The sequence below is a fragment of the Nonomuraea sp. NPDC059194 genome (assembly GCF_042754765.1).
Classification (GTDB): Bacteria; Actinomycetota; Actinomycetes; order Streptosporangiales; family Streptosporangiaceae; genus Nonomuraea.
Genome location: NZ_JBHZBH010000052.1, coordinates 18,106 through 31,691 on the forward strand (window position 1 = coordinate 18,106; position 13,586 = coordinate 31,691).

The 13,586-nt window shown below is 70.0% G+C and carries 19 protein-coding genes; 8 read left to right on the forward strand and 11 right to left on the reverse strand.

Annotated features, from left to right (window positions below):
* Positions 1–203: 203 nt before the first annotated feature.
* The 3 genes from ACFXJ8_RS38955 to ACFXJ8_RS38965 are packed head-to-tail and all read right to left on the reverse strand — an operon-like array spanning position 204 to position 1,544.
* Positions 204–770, reverse strand: coding sequence for an anthranilate synthase component II (locus tag ACFXJ8_RS38955; protein ID WP_379649799.1), 567 nt, complete (start codon positions 768–770; stop codon positions 204–206).
* Positions 767–925, reverse strand: a complete 159-nt coding sequence (locus ACFXJ8_RS38960) for a hypothetical protein (protein ID WP_379649801.1) — start codon at positions 923–925, stop codon at positions 767–769. Before ACFXJ8_RS38960 ends, ACFXJ8_RS38955 begins: the two co-directional genes overlap by 4 nt.
* A gap of 1 nt (position 926) precedes the next feature.
* Complete coding sequence (locus ACFXJ8_RS38965) at positions 927–1,544, reverse strand: class E sortase (protein WP_379649803.1); 618 nt, start codon at positions 1,542–1,544, stop codon at positions 927–929.
* 131 nt (positions 1,545–1,675) lie between these two features.
* Between ACFXJ8_RS38965 and ACFXJ8_RS38970 the strand changes: the two genes are divergently transcribed.
* Positions 1,676–1,921, forward strand: a complete 246-nt coding sequence (locus ACFXJ8_RS38970) for a cell division protein CrgA (protein ID WP_379649805.1) — start codon at positions 1,676–1,678, stop codon at positions 1,919–1,921.
* A 34-nt stretch (positions 1,922–1,955) separates the two neighbouring features.
* Here ACFXJ8_RS38970 and ACFXJ8_RS38975 read toward each other — a convergent pair whose 3' ends face one another.
* The gene (locus ACFXJ8_RS38975) at positions 1,956–2,702 is read right to left on the reverse strand and encodes a rhomboid family intramembrane serine protease (protein ID WP_379649807.1); all 747 of its coding nucleotides are present in this window, start codon (positions 2,700–2,702) and stop codon (positions 1,956–1,958) included.
* A gap of 198 nt (positions 2,703–2,900) precedes the next feature.
* Positions 2,901–3,437, reverse strand: a complete 537-nt coding sequence (locus ACFXJ8_RS38980; protein ID WP_379649809.1) for a peptidylprolyl isomerase — start codon at positions 3,435–3,437, stop codon at positions 2,901–2,903.
* Positions 3,438–3,596: 159 nt separating this feature from the next.
* Here ACFXJ8_RS38980 and ACFXJ8_RS38985 point away from each other — a divergent pair, with 159 nt between their 5' ends.
* Positions 3,597–4,130, forward strand: a complete 534-nt coding sequence (locus ACFXJ8_RS38985) for a YtxH domain-containing protein (RefSeq protein ID WP_379649811.1) — start codon at positions 3,597–3,599, stop codon at positions 4,128–4,130.
* A gap of 72 nt (positions 4,131–4,202) precedes the next feature.
* Positions 4,203–5,252 carry a hypothetical protein gene (locus ACFXJ8_RS38990; RefSeq protein WP_379649813.1) on the forward strand — a complete coding sequence of 350 codons (1,050 nt, stop codon included), beginning with the start codon at positions 4,203–4,205 and terminating at the stop codon, positions 5,250–5,252.
* Between the two features lie 63 nt (positions 5,253–5,315).
* Here the strand turns inward: ACFXJ8_RS38990 and ACFXJ8_RS38995 are convergent, their stop codons facing one another.
* Entirely contained in the window at positions 5,316–5,819 is a 504-nt protein-coding gene (locus tag ACFXJ8_RS38995) for a hypothetical protein (RefSeq protein WP_379649814.1), read from the reverse strand.
* A 121-nt stretch (positions 5,820–5,940) separates the two neighbouring features.
* On the opposite strand from ACFXJ8_RS38995, the gene ACFXJ8_RS39000 reads away from it, so the two are divergent.
* The 3 genes from ACFXJ8_RS39000 to ACFXJ8_RS39010 all read left to right on the forward strand — a co-directional run bounded on the left by ACFXJ8_RS39000 (position 5,941) and on the right by ACFXJ8_RS39010 (position 8,368).
* Positions 5,941–6,600 carry a response regulator transcription factor gene (locus ACFXJ8_RS39000; protein ID WP_379649816.1) on the forward strand — a complete coding sequence of 220 codons (660 nt, stop codon included), beginning with the start codon at positions 5,941–5,943 and terminating at the stop codon, positions 6,598–6,600.
* Positions 6,597–7,865: an ATP-binding protein gene (locus tag ACFXJ8_RS39005; protein ID WP_379649818.1), complete on the forward strand. Its 1,269-nt coding sequence runs from the start codon at positions 6,597–6,599 to the stop codon at positions 7,863–7,865. The genes ACFXJ8_RS39000 and ACFXJ8_RS39005 overlap by 4 nt, the downstream gene beginning before the upstream one ends.
* Before the next feature lie 83 nt (positions 7,866–7,948).
* The gene (locus ACFXJ8_RS39010; RefSeq protein WP_379649820.1) at positions 7,949–8,368 is read left to right on the forward strand and encodes a VOC family protein; all 420 of its coding nucleotides are present in this window, start codon (positions 7,949–7,951) and stop codon (positions 8,366–8,368) included.
* Positions 8,369–8,372: 4 nt separating this feature from the next.
* Here ACFXJ8_RS39010 and ACFXJ8_RS39015 read toward each other — a convergent pair whose 3' ends face one another.
* On the reverse strand, positions 8,373–9,149 hold the full coding sequence (locus ACFXJ8_RS39015; protein ID WP_379649822.1) for an MBL fold metallo-hydrolase: 777 nt from the start codon (positions 9,147–9,149) through the stop codon (positions 8,373–8,375).
* A gap of 4 nt (positions 9,150–9,153) precedes the next feature.
* Positions 9,154–10,125 carry an SDR family NAD(P)-dependent oxidoreductase gene (locus tag ACFXJ8_RS39020; protein ID WP_379649824.1) on the reverse strand — a complete coding sequence of 324 codons (972 nt, stop codon included), beginning with the start codon at positions 10,123–10,125 and terminating at the stop codon, positions 9,154–9,156.
* 198 nt (positions 10,126–10,323) lie between these two features.
* Between ACFXJ8_RS39020 and ACFXJ8_RS39025 the strand changes: the two genes are divergently transcribed.
* Positions 10,324–10,737, forward strand: coding sequence for a TIGR03668 family PPOX class F420-dependent oxidoreductase (locus ACFXJ8_RS39025; protein ID WP_379649826.1), 414 nt, complete (start codon positions 10,324–10,326; stop codon positions 10,735–10,737).
* 64 nt (positions 10,738–10,801) lie between these two features.
* A complete protein-coding gene (locus ACFXJ8_RS39030) occupies positions 10,802–11,023 on the forward strand; it encodes a hypothetical protein (protein WP_379649828.1) in 222 nt (73 codons plus the stop codon).
* A gap of 80 nt (positions 11,024–11,103) precedes the next feature.
* Here the strand turns inward: ACFXJ8_RS39030 and ACFXJ8_RS39035 are convergent, their stop codons facing one another.
* From ACFXJ8_RS39035 to ACFXJ8_RS39045, 3 genes are read right to left on the reverse strand one after another with little or no spacing between them, the layout of a single operon-like run.
* Positions 11,104–12,012 (reverse strand): hypothetical protein, encoded by a 909-nt coding sequence (locus ACFXJ8_RS39035; protein WP_379649829.1) that lies wholly within the window; start codon positions 12,010–12,012, stop codon positions 11,104–11,106.
* A complete protein-coding gene (locus tag ACFXJ8_RS39040; RefSeq protein WP_379649831.1) occupies positions 12,009–13,031 on the reverse strand; it encodes a hypothetical protein in 1,023 nt (340 codons plus the stop codon). The genes ACFXJ8_RS39035 and ACFXJ8_RS39040 overlap by 4 nt, the downstream gene beginning before the upstream one ends.
* Positions 13,024–13,581, reverse strand: coding sequence for an RNA polymerase sigma factor (locus ACFXJ8_RS39045; protein WP_379649833.1), 558 nt, complete (start codon positions 13,579–13,581; stop codon positions 13,024–13,026). Before ACFXJ8_RS39045 ends, ACFXJ8_RS39040 begins: the two co-directional genes overlap by 8 nt.
* Between the last annotated feature and the right edge of the window lie 5 nt (positions 13,582–13,586).

Below are 13,586 nucleotides of genomic sequence, written 5' to 3' on the forward strand. Positions count from 1 at the left end.
GCAGACGTGGAAGCATCCCCGCCGCTCGGGGGCCGTCCGAGCGCCGGGGACGCTCATCACGGGCAGACGTGGAAGCATCCCCGCCGCTCGGGGGCCGTCCGAGCGCCGGGGACGCTCATCACGGGCAGACGTGGAAGCATCCCCGCCGCTCGGGGGCGACGGCGGGGACGCTCATCCGTAAGTCGTTCGGCGGCGGCCCCGTGTTACACGATCGTCGACAGCCAGTTGGCCAGCAGCCGGTGCCCGTGCTCCGACAGCACCGACTCGGGGTGGAACTGCACCCCCTCGATGGGCGCGGTGCGGTGCCTGAGCCCCATGATGGTCCCGTCGTCGGTCCACGCGCTCACTTCCAGCTCGTCCGGCACCGTCTCGGGCCGTACGGCGAGCGAGTGGTAGCGCGTCATCGTCACCGGTGAGGGCAGCGCGGCGAACACTCCCTTGCCGTCGTGCGTGATGGCGCTCGTGCGGCCGTGCATGAGTTCGGGCGCTCTCGACACCACCGCGCCGTAGGCCACCCCGATCGCCTGGTGGCCGAGGCACACGCCGAGCAGCGGTGTGCCCGTGGCGGCGGCGTGCCGTACCAGGGGGACGCTGACGCCCGCCGCCTCGGGCGTGCCGGGTCCCGGGCTCACCAGGACGCCGGAGAAGGCGTCGGCGTCCTCCACACGCACCACGTCGCGCGGCCGCACCTCGCAGGCGGCGCCCAGAGAGCGCAGGTACTGCACGATGGTGTGGACGAAGCTGTCGTGGTTGTCCACCACCAGGATCATTTGCGGACGGTCACCTCATCCAGCGTCACTGCGGGCTCGAGAAGCGGAAAGACGACATACCAGAGTATGGCTCCCGCCGACGCGACCAGCACAAGGGCTGTCAGGAGTCGTCTCCCGGTGCCGCCGGGCAGGTGCCGCCAGATCCAGCCGTACATGTCAGGCCTTCCGCGGTTCGGTGGACTTGAGCACGCCGTACACGATGAGCCGCTGATCGGCGGAGTACTCGGGATGGCAGGTCGTCAGTGTGATCATCGCCCTGATGGCGCTGATGTCGGGTTTTCCCGGCACGGGGGCGAGGATCTCCACCTCGTCGGGCTCCACGACGTCCTGCGCGATGACCCGGTAGGTGTAGCGGGCCTCGCGGGCGTCCACGACGATCTCGTCGTCGCGCCGCAGCTCGTCGATGCGGTTGAACGGCGCCGCGTAGGTGGTGCGGTGACCCGACAGGACGAAGTTGCCGATCCTGCCGGGCATCGCGGAGCCGGGGTAGTGGCCGGGCCCCTTCTTGAGGTGTTCGGCGTCGACGCCCTCGACCACGGCGTACCGGTAGTCGTCGCCGAGCCTGGGGATGCGCAGCATGGCCACGGCGTTGCCCAGCTTGATCTTGTCGAGGCGGGTGTCCTCGCCCTGCTCCTCCGCAAGTTGCCGCTGGAGCAGCAGCTGCTGGCGCTGGGTGTAGGCGCCGGTGCCCCATAGCAGGTAGGCGCAGAAGAGCAGCATGGCCAGGCCCGCCGTGATGCTCAGCTCCCCCGCCGTCCGTAGCAGTGCCTTCACCGTGTTCAGGGTACGTAGACGCGCGCCGGTCGCCGGGGATCGCCATGTTCCGCGCGTGGCGACTATCCTGGGCAGACCAGAGAGCCTGGGGACTATCCGGATGGCCCCCGGCCGCCAGCAGGAGTTATCCAGTGCCCAAGCCGAAGACTCGCAAGAAGGCGGTATACACACCGCCGCAGAAGTCGCAAGAGGTCAAGATCAGCCCGCGATGGCTGGCGCCGACCATGGTCGTGTCGTGGATCATCGGGATCCTGTGGATCGCCGTCTACTACGTGGCCCCCACAGCGCCCCTGATCGGGTCGCTCACCAACTGGAACCTGCTGATCGGGTTCGTTTTCATCATCTTCGGTGTGGTGCTTTCCACCCGCTGGCGTTAGTACTTTCCACAGGTTTTCCACAGGCTGGGGACAGTCAGGAGAGCAGCGACGTCGCCCGCACGATCGTCAGCGCGGCGAGGATGGCGAAACCCCCCAGGAGCGCCAGCGTCTGATACAGGGCGCGGTTGCTCCTGGGGGCGTAGACCAGCGCACCTGTCAGCACCGCGCCGGTGAGCAGGCCGCCGACGTGGGCGGTCCAGCTGATGCCGAGGCCCGTGACGGCGGGCACCACGAAGGTGATCACCAGGTTGAGGATGATGACGGTCGCGATGCCGCGGACGTCGAGCTTCAGCTTGCGGCCCACGATGAAGATGGCCGCGAACAGGCCGAAGACCGCGCCCGACGCGCCGACGGTCGCCACTCTGAAGTCGTCGAACCACAGGCTCATGACCGAGCCGCCCAGCGCGCTGAGCAGGTAGAGGGCGGCGAATCTCACGTGCCCGAACGCGCGCTCCAGGTAGGGAGCGATCGCGTAGATGGCCCAGGCGTTGAACAGCACGTGGAAGATCAGGCCAGTGGAGTGCGCGAACGCGCTGGTGATCATCCGGTAGTACTCGCCCTCGCCGACCACGTAGACCGTGTTCATCGCGAGGGCACCGCCGAGCCGGTTGTCGGTGAGGAGCTGGCCGACGAACACCAGGGCGATGAGGCCGAGGATGGTGTAGGTGACGTACGGCGTGGTGACGACGGCGCCGCCGAAGACCGACTGCGCCTGCCGTACCGTCCTGTTGCCCTCCGCCACGCACTCGGGGCACTGGAAGCCGACCGCGGCGTCGCGCATGCAGTCAGGGCAGATGGGACGTTCGCAGCGCTGACAGCGCACCCACGTCTCCCGCCCAGGATGGCGGTAGCACGTGGGCACGGTCTCCTGGGGGCTGGGCGGCTGGCTGGTCATGAGGGGCCTTTCTCGTCCACTGACCGCCAGCCTACTCACCGGAAACGCCCTCGCGTTCCTGATGAGCCGAGCTCCCAGCCCGCGTCAGCCCTCGACGCGGTCGATCGTGATCGACTCCAGGATGACGTCGTCGGCGGGACGGTCGTTGCGGCCGGTCTGGGTCTTGGCGATCGCGTCGACGACGTCCTGGCCCTCGATGACCTCACCGAAGATGGAGTGCTTGCGGTTGAGGTGCGGGGTCGGCACCACGGTGATGAAGAACTGCGAGCCGTTGGTGCCCTTGCCGAAGCGGATGCCGGCGTTGGCCATGGCCAGCAGGTACGGCTTGTTGAAGACGAGCTCCGGGTGGATCTCGTCGTCGAACTCGTAGCCGGGGCCGCCGATGCCCTGGCCGAGCGGGTCACCTCCCTGGATCATGAATCCGTCGATGACGCGGTGGAAGATCGTGCCGTCGTAGTAGCGGCCCGTGCTCTTCTCGCCGGTGCCGGGGTGCGTCCACTCCTTGGTGCCCTCGGCGAGCTCCACGAAGTTGCGAACCGTCTTCGGCGCCTTGTTCGGGAAGAGTTCGATCTTGATAAGACCGCGGTTGGTCTGCAGGTTTGCGATCAGCTTCTCAGCCACGAGACAGCTGCCCCCCTCTATGCACAGGGATTGTTCTGTGATGGTTTGGTGGTCACGGCCGCTGGGGCCGCTCAAGCATCCTCCCACGGCGCGTCATGATTGAGCCGCCTTGTACCGGGAAGGTCAGGCTGCGGGGCCCCAACGACAGGGGAGGTTGTCGTGTCCCTGACACTCAGAAAGCGCCACGTCTTGGTCGAGATACCCACGACGTGGTCGGGCCGAATGAAGGCCCAGGCCATGCGAGCCGGAGACCGGATCGCACCGATGACGGACCAGGCCAAGGTGGCCGCCGCGCATCGGATCGAGGATGCACGCTATTGGGTTGCACCCAAACTGGAGGGTGCCGCCCATCGGGTCGAGGATCAGCTCGCCCCGATGGTCAGTTCGATGTTGAGCCAGGCGGCTCGCAGGATCGACCCGACTCCGGTGAGGTCTCGCCGGTGGCCGGTCATGACTCTGCTCGCCGGGATGGCGCTGGGCGCGGTGGGCTACATGTTCTACCGCCGCAACGCTCAGCAGTGGACCGACCACATGAAGGACTCCGCCTCTGACGCCTCTCGATGGGTCAGTGAGCGCGCGCACCAGGCAGCCGGCAAGGCGTCGTCGACCTCCGACCGGGCGGCCGACAAGGTGTCGTCGAACGCGGACAAGGCGGCCGACAAGGTCGACGAGGCCACGCGGAAGATGTCCTGACGGGTGAGACGCGGCCGCGCCTTCGCGCGCGGCCGCGTTGACCTGTAACCAAGCGCTTGCTACAACCAGCGCATGAGCCTGTCACCGCTGGACGACTTCCCCATCCACCAGGCCCCGCAGGTCATGCGGCACGTCGCGACCTCCGATCGCAACTTCTACGATCGCTACTACTTCAACTGCCATCCGGGCACGGACGAGCTCATGCTCATCGTCGGCCTCGGGCAGTACCCCAACCTGGGCGTCACCGACGCCTTCGCCTGTGCCCGCCGTACGGACCTGCACCGGGTGGTCAGGGCCTCTCGCGAGCTCGGCCCCGACCGCATGGACACCACCGTCGGCCCGTTCAGGGTCGAGGTCATCGAAGGACTCAAACGACTCAGGGTGATCCTGGAGCCGAACGAGCATGGCCTTGCCTTCGACCTCACCTGGACCGGCACGATCCCGGCCACGCTCGAACCGCGCCACTTCGTGCGCTGGCAGGAGCGGGTGGTCTTCGATTCGGTACGGCTGGCACAGACCGGCCGCTGGACGGGCGCCATCGTGGTCGGCGACGAGGAGATCCCCGTCGACGGATGGCAGGGCACCAGGGACCGTTCGTGGGGCATCAGGCCCGTGGGCGAGCCCGAGCCACCGGGCATCCAGGTCAAGAACCCCGGCACCTTCTACTGGCTCTACGCGCCGATGCAGTTCGACGACCACGCGATCCTCTGCATCGTCCAGGAGGACCACCAGGGCCGCAGGGTGCTGGAGGAGGCCGTCAGGGTGTGGCCGGACGGCCGGGAGGAGTATCTCGGCCGTCCCGGCTACCACCCCGTCTACGCCCCCGGCACCCGCGACGTCGTGGAGGCGACGATCACCTTCGACAAGATCGAGGTGCGGTGCACGCCGATCCTGCCGGTGCACCTCATGGTCGGCACCGGCTACGGCCTGGAGTCCGACTGGAAGCACGGCATGTACCAGGGGAGCGAGCCCGTGGTCCAGGGGGTGACCTACACGCTGCCCGAGGACGCCGATCGCATGTGGGGCATGGTGGACGCGGTCGGCCGTTTCGAGTACGACGGGCAGGTCGGCCACGGGCTCTTCGAGTACTGGGCGCTGGGCCCGCACCCGTCCTTCACCTGAGCCGCGGACCCCGTCATGCCGTACCGGACCCCCATGGCCGGTACGGCAGGGCGGGCGCCCCCGTTACTTGGCGGTGCAGGTGATGGTCACGGCGTGGGCGTTCTCGCCGTCGGGAGTGGCGATCTTGACGTCACCCTCCCCGACCTCCACGGCCTCGACGTCGACCTTGGCCTCACCGGCCTCGACGCCAGGCGCGGGCTTGGCGGGAACGGCCTCGGTGGTCTCGGTGGCCTCGACGACCTTGCTCCAGCGCTCGACGCGCACGGCGCCTTCGGGCGCGGCCTGGGCCTCCGTCGTGGGCACGGCCTTCTCCACCCGGACCGCGGCGACGGACGCCGAGCCCGGCACGCTCTCGTCGTCGGAGAGCACGGCCGCGCCCTTCTTGCCCGGCTCCAGCTTGAGCGCGGGAACCGCCTCGCTGAACTCGAAGGTCTTGCCGTCGCTCGTCACGCAGGTGCCGCCCTTGGCGGGCGGCTCTCCGGAGGAGGCGTTGGCCGATCCGGCGAGCCCCCCGGCGAGCACGACGGCACCCACGGCAACGAGAGCGGCGATACGTCGTTTGAACACGTCCATCTCCTTCGGTCGATCGGAACGCCTGCAGCCTCGCCCACCGAACCTGAAGGCACACTGAACGCGGCCGAAATGATCTTCAGGTTGGCTTTAGGTCGCCTCAGGCACTCTTAACACCGTGCGAGTACTACTGGTCGAGGACGAGAAGCGGCTGGCCGACCTGGTCAAGGGCGGCCTGGCGGGCGAGGGCTTCGCCGTCGACGTCGCCTACGACGGCCGCGACGGGCTGTGGATGGCTGCGGAGAACGACTACGACGCGATCGTCCTGGACGTCATGCTGCCCAGGCTGAACGGGTACGCGCTGTGCGCGAAGCTGCGCGAGGCGGGCAACTGGACGCCGATCATGATGCTCACCGCCAAGGACGGCGTCTACGACGAGGCCGAGGCGCTCGATAACGGCGCGGACGACTATCTGGCCAAGCCCTTCTCCTACGTGGTGCTGGTGGCCAGGCTGCGGGCGCTGGTCAGGCGAGGAGGCAAGGAGCGGCCGGTGTCGATCACCGTGGGCGATCTGACTGTGGACCCCGCCGGACTTCGCTGCAGCAGGGCAGGGGTCGAGATCGCGCTCACCCCCAAGGAGTTCGCGGTGCTGCACGGCCTGGCCCGGCGGCCCGGCGAGGTGGTCTCCAAGACCGAACTGCTCGCCCAGGCATGGGACTTCAGCTACGAAGGCGACGCCAACATCGTCGAGGTCTACGTCAGCGCGCTGCGCCGCAAGATCGGCCCCGGTGTGATCGAAACTGTCAGGGGCGCGGGTTACCGCTTGGAGGCGATGTGAACGTCAGGTTGCGGGCCACGATCGCGGCCACCCTCGTCGTCGCCGCCGCGCTCGGCCTGGCCACCGCGGTCCTGGTCGTCTCGCTGAGGGGCAGCCTGGAGGCGAGCGCCAACGCCGAGGCGGCCAGGAAGGTCGTCTCCGCCGCCTCCGTGCTGCCGCTGAGCATCGAGGCGCAGCCCGCCGAGCGGCTCCAGCTGACCGCCGACCCCGACGTGCAGATCGCGGCCACGACCGAGACCGTCCCGTGGGAGACGGTGGCAGGAGACTTCGCCATCGCGACCATGGCCGTGCCCACCGAGGACGGCACGATGACCGTCTATGGCCGCGCGTCGCTGGCGGGGGCCGAGCAGGCGCTCCAGACCCTGAACGGGCTGCTGCTGCCGGGCGTGCCGCTGCTGCTGGCCGTGGTGGCGGGGATGACGTGGTTCTCCGTCGGCAGAGCGCTGGCGCCCGTGGCGGCGATCAGGGCGAAGGTCGCCGACATCACCGCCCGCGACCTGCACCAACGGGTGCCGGTCCCCGAGTCGGGCGACGAGATCGCCAGGCTCGCCACCACCGTGAACGGCACGCTCGACCGGCTGGAGACGGCGGTCGAACGGCACAAGCAGTTCGTCGCCGACGCCGCGCACGAGCTGCGCAGCCCGATCGCGACGCTGCGCGCCCGGATGGAGCTGGCCGAGCCCACCGACCTGTCGACCGAGGCGCTGGCCGACGTCGACCGGCTCCAGCGGCTGGCCGGCGACCTCCTGCTGCTGGCCAGGCTCGACGCGGGCGAACCGCTCAAGGCGGAGGAGGTGGACCTCGGCCAGGTCGTCGCCGAGGAGAGCCTGCGGCCGGGCGCCGCCGTCACCCTGGACATCAGCCCCGACGTGGTCATCAGCGGCTCGCGCGGCCACCTCGCCCGGCTGGTCACCAACCTCGTGGACAACGCCGTACGGCACGCGGCGACGGCCGTGGAGGTCCGGGTGCGGGGGAAGGACGGCGCGGCGGTCCTGGAGGTGCTCGACGACGGCCCGGGGATCCCGTCCGAGCACAGGGAGGCGGTGTTCGACCGCTTCACCAGGCTGGACGAGGCCAGGGCCAGGGACGGCGGAGGAGTCGGGCTCGGCCTGCCGATCGCCAGGGACATCGCGACCCTGCACGGCGGGACGCTTGCCGTACGGGATGGGGGGTTCGTCGCGCGGTTCCCGCTCCGCGGACCCGCTGTCGCGGGGGCGGGCCGGGCCCGCCCCCGCGAAGCTCAGGAGAGCCTCGCCGTCACCTGACGCCTCGACCACGCCCTCGTGGCTGGGTCACCCGCGTGTTCATGGTGTCTCCATTCCTGGCGCCTATCCTGGAGACTGCGAATATGGGATATGGCTTCCAGGTAGTGGTCGACTCACCCGATCCGCACGGGCTCGCCGACTGGTGGGCCGAGGCGCTCGGCTGGACGGTCGAGCCGCAGGACGAGGCGTTCATCCGCCGGATGATCGCCGAGGGTCAGGCCTCCGACGACGACACGATCGTCCACAATGGCGCGCTCGTGTGGAAGGTGGGCACGGCGATCACCGACCCGGGTTCGCCCCGGGTGCTCTTCCAGCTCGTGCCCGAGCCCAAGACGGTGAAGAACCGGGTCCACCTCGACGTCCACGTCGGCACCGACAAGATGGAGGCGGAGGTGGCGCGGCTGGTGTCCATGGGCGCGACGGAGTCCCACCGGGGACGGCAGGGCCCCTACACCTGGGTGACCCTCACCGACCCTCAGGGCAACGAGTTCTGCGTCACGTGACCCGTCAGGTGACAGCGTCGAGCTGCAGGAACGCGCGCTCGATCGCCTGCGGGTAGGGGATCTGCGCGACCAGGTCGCGCAGCCCCTCCACGTGCGCGCGGCGGGCCAGGTCGGCGGTGAGCGCCAGGTCGTTCATCTGGGACGTGACGAACGCCCGGTCCACCACCGCGCCGTGCCCCGGCACGATCACCGGCTCGCCCAGCTCGGCCAGCATCGCCGCCAGCGTGCCTGGCCAGTCGAGCGGGTACCCGTCGTCGAACGCCGGAGGGGCGCCCTCCTCCACCAGGTCCCCCGCGAAGATCACCCCCGCGTCCGGCACGTGCACGATGATGTCGTTGTCGGTGTGCCCCCTGCCGAAGTAGCGCAGGTGCACGGGCCTGCCGCCGATGTCGAGCGTCGCCCGGTCGGTGAACGTGTGGTCGGGCACCACGATCTCCACGTCGGCCGCCTCGGGCTCCCTGGAGGCGGCCACCCTGTCCCTGGTCGCCTCGCCGTCCCTCTTGATCTCCTCAGCGGCCCGCGCGTGCGCCCAGAACTCGGCCGGAACGAACAACGCGTTCCCGAAGTAGTGGTCGAAGTGGGCGTGGCTGTTGACGACGGTCCAGGGATCGGGAGTGATCTTCCTGATGGCGGCGACCAGGTCGGCCGCTCTCGGGTGGGTCTCCCGCGTGTCGAGTACCAGGCACTGGCCGTCACCGACGACGAGGCCGACGTTCAGGTCGTAGGACTCGTGCCGACGGACGAACACCCGGTCGCCGATCTCCTGCCACTGCTCGTTCATGCGCTCATTTTCGCGGATGCGGGTCGATGTCGGGACGGATGGCGACGGTCCCCGACAGGCCGGACGCGGCCAGCACCCGAAGGAACAGGTCGCACCTGCGCTCGCTGCCCCATTCGATGGTCAGCGTCCGCTTCGCCCGATCCCCCAGCTCGCGCGCCCGCTCGCGCATGAGCCCGTTGGCGAGGGCCAGGTGCGACGCGCCTGCCCTGCCGTACCTGCCGACCACCGAACCGAACGTCACGACCAGCCGCGGCCGCTCGACCGCGGCCAGCAGCACCTCGAGCCCGCCGACCTTGGGCGCGACGTGCAGCGCGATCTCCCCGTCGCCCAGCTCCGCGAACCGGGCGGGCCTGTTCACGCCTCCGGCGTGCACGATCGCCGTCACCGGCCCGAGCCGCCCTTCCATCGTCTGTACGGCATGCGCCACCGCCATGGAGTCGCCGAGATCGGCGGGCTCGTAGGCGTACTCCGTCGGAAGCGCGGCCAGATCGGCCGCCAGGACGGGATCGTCATCAGGGTCGGTACGGCCGAGCAGCGCCAGCCTGGCCCCCGTGGCGTCGGCGAGCGCCTTCGCGCACGCGTGCCCGAACCCCTTGCCGCCCCCGCTGACCAGCACCACGTCGTCCGGCCCGAGCGGGACCTCGCCCTCGGACAGCTCCACCGGCACGCTCTCCCTGCGCCAGGCCTTGCCGTCCTCGTCGACGACCAGCTCGTGATAGCCGGGCCCCGAGGTCACGGGCGCCAGGACGGCGCCGCTCGTCACCACCAGCCCGACCGCCAGGTCGGGGTGCTCCAGCCAGACCGAGCGCAGGAACCCGGCGTAGGCGTCGGTCTCCGCGGCGACGACCAGCGGGCCACCCTCGGCGACGGCCCGGCGAGCAGCGGTGAGCAGCTCACCGGGCGAGGGCCCGACCAGCGCCCGGCTCTCCTCGACCGGCTCGTCGAAGGGCACCAGCCGTTCACCGAAACAGCGCACCACCCCCTGCGCCGCTCCGTCACCCCGTTGACCTGGACGAATGATCGAATGCATGCGAATCACCGCTTCACTCGGCCGCAGAACGGGTCGGAATTTATTCAGCCCCCCTCCTATGGGTCAACGGAGACACACAGCGCTTCCATGACCTTTGCCACCACCAGATCTGGACGCGGCCCGATCGGCTGGTTGAATGCCGCCATGGACGAGCTCGCCGCCAGGGACAGATTCGTGACGGCGCGGACGGCCGCGCTCGCCACGGCCGACGCCCAGGGGGTGCCGCACCTCGTGCCCATCGTGTTCGCCGTCCATGACGACCTGATCGCCTTCGCCGTCGACCACAAGCCGAAGAGGTCCACGGATCTGCGGAGACTGCGCAACATCGCCGCCAACGAGCGGGTCTGCCTCCTCGTGGACCGTTACGACGAGGACTGGTCGCGGCTGTGGTGGGCGCGAGCGGACGGCAGGGCCGCGATCGTCGAGGACCCGGCCGAGAGAGCGACGTGGATCGGTCGGCTGGCCGAGCGCTACGACGCGTACCGCTCCCGGCCGCCCGAGGGGCCCGTCGTCGTGATCACCGTGGACAGGTGGAGCGGCTGGTCCGCGGCCTCGTGACGCCACTTCCGCCGCGCCCACGAAGGGGAGGTCGCGGCGGGTCCACGCCCGTAAAGTCGACGGAGTGAGCACCTCTGACCCCGACCACTCCCATCAGATCCCACAGCACGACCTGCGCAACCGGCGCCGGACTGTCTCGCGGGCCGACTTCGCCGCCGTGTCCCGCGGCATGCCGCGCCTGGACGACAGGAAGTACCGAAAGGAGATGGACCACCACGTCAACGATGGCCCCTACGACCCTGACGATCGCGCCTGCGGAAGGGGAGAGGTCGCAGACGATGAGTAATGACCCCGGTCACCCGGCCACAGTGAAGTGGGACCGGCCGAGTCGCTCTGGTTGACCGGGCCGGTCCCTGGGGTGGGTTGTCAGCTGGGGATGGCGGGCTTGTCGTTGGTCCAGCCGACCTTGACGAAGGTCTCCTTACGCCACGGCTTGGCCGAGGGCTTGCCGTTGGACGTCGAGCGCACGTCCCACTCCAGCAGGGTGAACGTCGCCGGATCGACCAGCACCTTCTCGTCCACCGCCTGCCCCTTGGCGGAGAAGACGGGGAGGGCGAACCGCTGTCCGCGGCGGCCGAGGGCGTCCTTGGCCGAGCCCTCCGCCCGTACGCCCTCGGTCTCCTTGAGCACCTGGAACGCGGCGGCGCGCACCGGCTTGGGCAGCGGCTTCTCGACCATGAGATACCCCATGGCGCTGGCGACGGACCGGTCGAGGTTCCGCTCGAAGGTCGCCCGCTTGTCGGCCTCCGGGACCCCGCTTTCCTCCTTGGCGGTCACCTCGAGCTCCGCCCGCAGGCCGGCGACGATGCGGGAGCGCAGCGCGGCCGGTTCGGCGGGGAAAGTCTGCAGCTCCTGGTAGGTCAGGAGCTTGCCGTAATGGGGGAACCCGGCCTTGCCGCTGCCCTCGGGGCCGACGTAGCCCTTGCCCGGCTTGGTGGACAGGGTGACCTTCATGCCCTCGGTCCGGTACGTCCAGGAGGTGGGCGAGCCATCGGCCTTCCAGGCGGCCTCGTCCTTGGCCGTGGCGGGCTTGGCGCCCATCGGCCGGAAGGCCGTCCAGTGCTTGCCCCGCACGTTGCTCCAGGTGGCCGAAACCCTCAGTTCGTTCATCCGGTAGCCGCTGCCGACGGGCCGCATGTGGGGAAGGGCGATCATCGTCTCGACCCGCCAGTAGGCGCCTTCGGGGGCTGCCGATGCGGTCGACACCGGGGAGGCAAAGGGGGCCAGCCCGGCAAGGGCGAGGGTGATGACGGCACGGCGCTTGAGAGAGGTCACTGCTGCTCCTTCAGGGGGTTGTCATTGGTCCAGGAACTCGACTCGATGGCGGTGAACTCGACGACTCGGCCGTCGCGCAGCGTCTCCAACGCCAGCGGCGCTCCGGAGGCCTCGTCGAGGGTGAGCCGCACGCGTGAACCGTCCGGCTCGCCGTACTCGATGGCCTGTCCCCTGCGGCCGAGCGGATCGGTCACCTCCCCGGCGACGCTCACGCCGGAGGTCTGGGCGAGCAGCCGGTAGCCGGCGGCCCGCGTCTCGCTGGTGACCGGCGCGTAGAAGATCAGCCGGGCGACGGCCTGCACGTTGTCGCCGAACAGGCCGCGCAGTCCTTCGGGGGTGGCGGGCACCTCGGCGAGCTTGGTCAGGGGTTTGTCGGCCAGGACGACGCGGAAGTCCCAGTCTTCGGTGGAGTGCGTGACCGGCTGGCCGGGGAGGGCGGAGACGGCACGGTCCTGCCGGCCGCTGATCAGTCCGGGAGGCGAGGGGTACGTCCAGGAGGTGGGCGAGCCGGCGGCCTTCCAGGCGGCCTCGTCCAGGGCGACGGCGCCCAGGTAGGTGCGCCGGTCCCAGGTCGTGCCCTCAGGGTCGGCGGGGAGCGCGACCTGCTCCGACTCGGTCTGGCGCAGCAGGTAGCGGCCGGTCGGGTCGGGGAAGATCCGGCCGTTGACCAGCTTGCTGGTCCACCACGCGCCTTCGTCGGGAGCCTGCGCCACGCGGGTGGCGGCCGACAGCAGGACCGTCTGCGTGGTGGGCGCGGGCGCGGAGAAGAGCACGAGGGCGGCGGCCGCGGCGGCTCCCACCAGGCCGATGGCCAGCGTGCTCCAGCGCGCCGCCCGCCTGCCGCGCCGCACAGCGGGATGTACGGCGGGGCGTACGGCACCCGGCCGCGCCCCGACGGCGGCGACCGGTCGCGCGGAATCGGCCAGCGCCGCGCGCAGCCGGGCGCGCCCCGCCCGGACCGAATCCGGAGTGGGCGGCGGGACCGTGAGCAGGTCCTTCACCGCCTGCAGCTCATCCATCGTTACCTCCATAGACGCCGCTCAACGCGGCACGAAGCTTCCGGCGTACTCGATTCAGCCGCGAGCCGACCGTCCCGAACGGGATGTCCAGGGCCGCGGCGACCTCCTCGTAACTCAGCTCGCCCAGCGCGACCAGCAGCAGCACGTCGCGGTCGCCCTCGGACAGCCTGCCGAGCTCTGCGGCGAGCCGCCCCTGTGCGCTCGCCGCGACCACCCGGGTCAGCACCTGTTCCTCGTGACCCTCAGGCGGCTGGTCGGGCGCGGCTCTGGCCAGGGCCTGCAGACGTCGAGCTTCACTTCGGCGATGCCCCGCGACGAGGTTGGTCGCGATGCCGTACAACCAGGGCAGGACGGCGCCGCGAGCCGGGTCGAAGCTCGCCCGCTTCCTGAAGGCGACGACGAAGGTCTCGGCGGCCAGGTCGTCGGCCACCTCGGTGCCCAGGCGGGCGGCCAGATAGCGGTGGATCTCCGCGTAGTGGGTGTCGTAGAGGTGCTCGAAATCATCGATCGCGGCAGGGGCACGGGCGGCCTCCTTGATGAGACGACTCACACCCC

Bases quoted from the DNA above. Each gene is read 5' to 3' on its own strand.
- ACFXJ8_RS38990 (WP_379649813.1), top strand. From the start codon at position 4,203: ATGAGCCTGTCACCGCTGGACGACTTCCCCATCCACCAGGCCCCGCAG.
- ACFXJ8_RS39040 (WP_379649831.1), bottom strand. From the start codon at position 13,031: ATGGATGAGCTGCAGGCGGTGAAGGACCTGCTCACGGTCCCGCCGCCC.
- ACFXJ8_RS38955 (WP_379649799.1), bottom strand. From the start codon at position 770: ATGATCCTGGTGGTGGACAACCACGACAGCTTCGTCCACACCATCGTG.
- ACFXJ8_RS39015 (WP_379649822.1), bottom strand. From the start codon at position 9,149: ATGAACGAGCAGTGGCAGGAGATCGGCGACCGGGTGTTCGTCCGTCGG.
- ACFXJ8_RS38960 (WP_379649801.1), bottom strand. From the start codon at position 925: ATGTACGGCTGGATCTGGCGGCACCTGCCCGGCGGCACCGGGAGACGA.
- ACFXJ8_RS39010 (WP_379649820.1), top strand. From the start codon at position 7,949: ATGGGATATGGCTTCCAGGTAGTGGTCGACTCACCCGATCCGCACGGG.
- ACFXJ8_RS38975 (WP_379649807.1), bottom strand. From the start codon at position 2,702: ATGCGCGACGCCGCGGTCGGCTTCCAGTGCCCCGAGTGCGTGGCGGAG.
- ACFXJ8_RS39025 (WP_379649826.1), top strand. From the start codon at position 10,324: ATGGACGAGCTCGCCGCCAGGGACAGATTCGTGACGGCGCGGACGGCC.